Here is a 2828-nt window from a genome sequence, read left to right as displayed (position 1 = left end):
GTTCTGCATGCCGGTCAGGCCGTCGGTCAGCGCGGCATGCTCAAGTGTCTCAGAGCGGGCGCTGAGCGATACCGTCATGGCGCGCAGCTTGCCTTCCTCCGTCGCCTGTTTGCGGATCAGCGGATAGATGAAGAAAATGCCGAAGAACAGCGCAGTGGCCAAAAGCACCCCGGTCGCGAACAACAGCTTGTTGAGATAGATGACCTTGTCCATGCCCGAAGCCGTATGCAGCTCGGTGGCGAAGGATTGCAGCAGTCCATAGGCATGCAGCGTCACCAGGCCGGCGGCCAGGATCACGAAGATAAAGACGAAAAATGCTGATTCCGCCTTATGGAAACGCATCTGCTCCCCAATGGAAAAGTGCCCACTGACCTTATGGCATGGGCGGGCTTACGGAGGGTTAATTTGGACAACCGCAACGGGAACCTTACCTTGCAGATAAACTTTTCAGGTTGCAATGGAAACAGGCGATCAAATCGTGGTTTCCAGATCGTCACCGGGCCGCAATTTTTGCCATTCCGAGCCCAATTGGTGCCTGAACCAGGTCGTTTGCCGCTTGGCATATTGCCTGGTTGCAATCTTGGCGCGCTCGATCGCCTCGGGAAAGCCAATCTCTCCAGCCATCGCGGCCTGCAGTTCGCGAACACCGATCGCTTTCATCGCCGGCAATTCGGGGTCGAGGCCGAGCGCCGATAGCCGCTTGACCTCGTCCAGTGCCCCCTTGTCCAGCATCTGGTCGAAGCGCTTTTCGATGCGGTCGACCAGCGCCGCCCGGTCCGGCTCGATGACCAAGAAACGCGCGCTCTGCCTGTCGATGAGCGGCCGGCCGCGTTCCGCCTGCCATTCCCGGATCGAACGGCCCGACGCATCGAGCACCTCCAGTGCCCGCACGATGCGCTGGCTGTCGGTCGGCTTCAGCATCATGGCAGCCGCAGAATCCTGGCGCAGCAGCACGCTGTGCAGCTTGACGGCGCCCTGCTCCTTCAACTCATAGCGCCAGCGGTCACGAATTCGCTGCGGAATGTCGGGCATTTCCGAAATGCCCTCGGCGAGCGCACGGAAGTAGAGCCCGGTACCACCGACAAAAATAACTGGCTGTCCGGAGAGCGTACCGTCGTCGATCAGCTTCATCACGTCGCGCAGCCAGGCGCCGGTGGAATAGGCTGTAGCTGGGTGGACATGGCCATAGAGAAAATGCGGCGCGCGGGCGAGGTCGGTGACCCCCGGCCGGGCCGTCAGCACGTCGAGCACCGAATAGCCCTGCATGGAATCGGTGTTGACGATGACGGCGCCCTTGCGCCCGGCCAGATCGAGCGCAAGGGCCGACTTGCCGCTGGCGGTCGGCCCGGCTATCAGGATCGCGTCCTTCACGCGGCCTTTGCCCGCCTGTCCGCCGGAATCGTCCATGCCGCTCATCGCCACGCTTGTTTCCCGTCCCGCCGATCGCGTATTGTCGCAGTCGCTTGCGAATATGGCGTCACGGTCGGTCGGCGCAAGCGCTGTTGTCTGGCTTGCCGACGGGATTGCCTGCGATCTTGCCTTGCCGAAAGAGGCTAACGCCGGCGATATAAGTGCCGCCCTGCGTGCAGCACTCGCCACCGAACCGGTCGACGTGATCGTCCAGCCGGCGGAAACGCGCCGCAAGAAGATCCTCATCGCCGACATGGATTCGACCATGATCGACCAGGAATGCATCGACGAACTGGCCGACGAGATCGGCGTCAAGGATCATGTCGCCGCCATCACCGCGCGATCGATGAATGGAGAGATCGCGTTTGAACCGGCCTTGCGCGAGCGGGTGGCGTTGTTGAAGGGCCTCGACGCCGCCGTGGTCGACCGCATCGTCGCCAATCGCCTGACTCTGGCCTCGGGCGGCGGCGCGCTGGTGCGAACCATGCGGGCCCATGGCGCCTGGACGGCGCTGGTGTCCGGCGGGTTCGAGGTCTTCACGACGCGCATCGCGGCCATGCTTGGCTTCCAGGAGAACCGCGCCAATCGCCTGCTCGAACAGGACGGCCGCTTCACCGGGCTGGTTGGCGAACCGATACTCGGCCGCGCCGCCAAGGCCGATGCGCTGATCGAGATTTCCACACGCCTCGGCCTGACGCCGACTGACGCCATTGCTGTCGGCGACGGCGCCAATGATCTCGACATGATCCGGCTGGCTGGCACCGGTGTCGCCCTCCATGCCAAGCCGACGGTGGCGGCACAGGCAACGGTTCGCATCGACCATGGCGACCTGACAGCATTGCTCTATGTGCAGGGCTACAGACAGGAAGAGTTTGTGCAATGAAACCAATGCGTACCGAGCGCCTGATCCTGCGCAACTGGGAAGATCGCGATCGCGAACTGTTCCACCGGATCAATTCCGACGAACTGGTCATGGAATTCTTTCCGTTCCGCCGCACCCGCGCGGAGGCGGACGCTAAGATGGACGAGGTCCGCGCCTGGGTTGATGAGGACGGCTATGGCTTCGCCGCGACCGAGATTGCGGCCACGGGCGAGTGCATCGGCTTTGTCGGGATARCCGGGACGGAAGACATCGACGTCCTGCCCGCCGGCACGATCGAGATAGGCTGGCGTCTCGCTCCGGAATTCTGGGGCAAGGGCTACGTCACCGAGGCGGCCGAGGCCTGGCTCGCCCACGGTTTCGAAACGCTCGACCTGGACGAAATCGTGTCTTTCGCGGTTTACGAAAACCATCGCTCCACCGCCGTCATGAAACGCCTCGGCATGAGGGTCGACCCGGCTGGCGACTTCGACCATCCGGACGTCCCTGACAGCCACCCGGCGCTCAAGCGGCATGTCCTCTACAGATTGTCGCGCGA

3 protein-coding genes and 1 pseudogene are annotated in these 2828 nt (G+C 62.8%); 2 read left to right on the top strand and 2 right to left on the bottom strand.

Translation table 11 applies throughout. From position 1 onward, the window contains the following. Both ACXJ7R_RS29255 and miaA read right to left on the bottom strand, forming a co-directional pair. Positions 1–342 (bottom strand): annotated as a pseudogene (locus tag ACXJ7R_RS29255) (GGDEF domain-containing protein); the annotation flags it as partial. 129 nt (positions 343–471) lie between these two features. Beyond that, positions 472–1416 (bottom strand): tRNA (adenosine(37)-N6)-dimethylallyltransferase MiaA, encoded by a 945-nt coding sequence (gene miaA, locus ACXJ7R_RS29250; protein WP_457154869.1) that lies wholly within the window; start codon positions 1414–1416, stop codon positions 472–474. Between miaA and serB the strand changes: the two genes are divergently transcribed. Both serB and ACXJ7R_RS29240 read left to right on the top strand, forming a co-directional pair. After that, entirely contained in the window at positions 1406–2293 is an 888-nt protein-coding gene (gene serB / locus ACXJ7R_RS29245) for a phosphoserine phosphatase SerB (protein ID WP_457154868.1), read from the top strand. The genes miaA and serB overlap by 11 nt on opposite strands. Further along, positions 2290–2828 (top strand): GNAT family N-acetyltransferase (locus ACXJ7R_RS29240; protein ID WP_457154867.1); only part of this gene is annotated, 539 nt, incomplete at its 3' end. The genes serB and ACXJ7R_RS29240, both read left to right, overlap by 4 nt.

The organism is Mesorhizobium sp. P5_C1, assembly GCF_054049815.1.
This window is presented reverse-complemented; position numbering and strand designations above follow the sequence as displayed.

Coding starts and splice junctions, on each gene's coding strand:
- miaA (WP_457154869.1), bottom strand. CDS start 1,416: ATGAGCGGCATGGACGATTCCGGCGGACAGGCGGGCAAAGGCCGCGTG.
- serB (WP_457154868.1), top strand. CDS start 1,406: ATGCCGCTCATCGCCACGCTTGTTTCCCGTCCCGCCGATCGCGTATTG.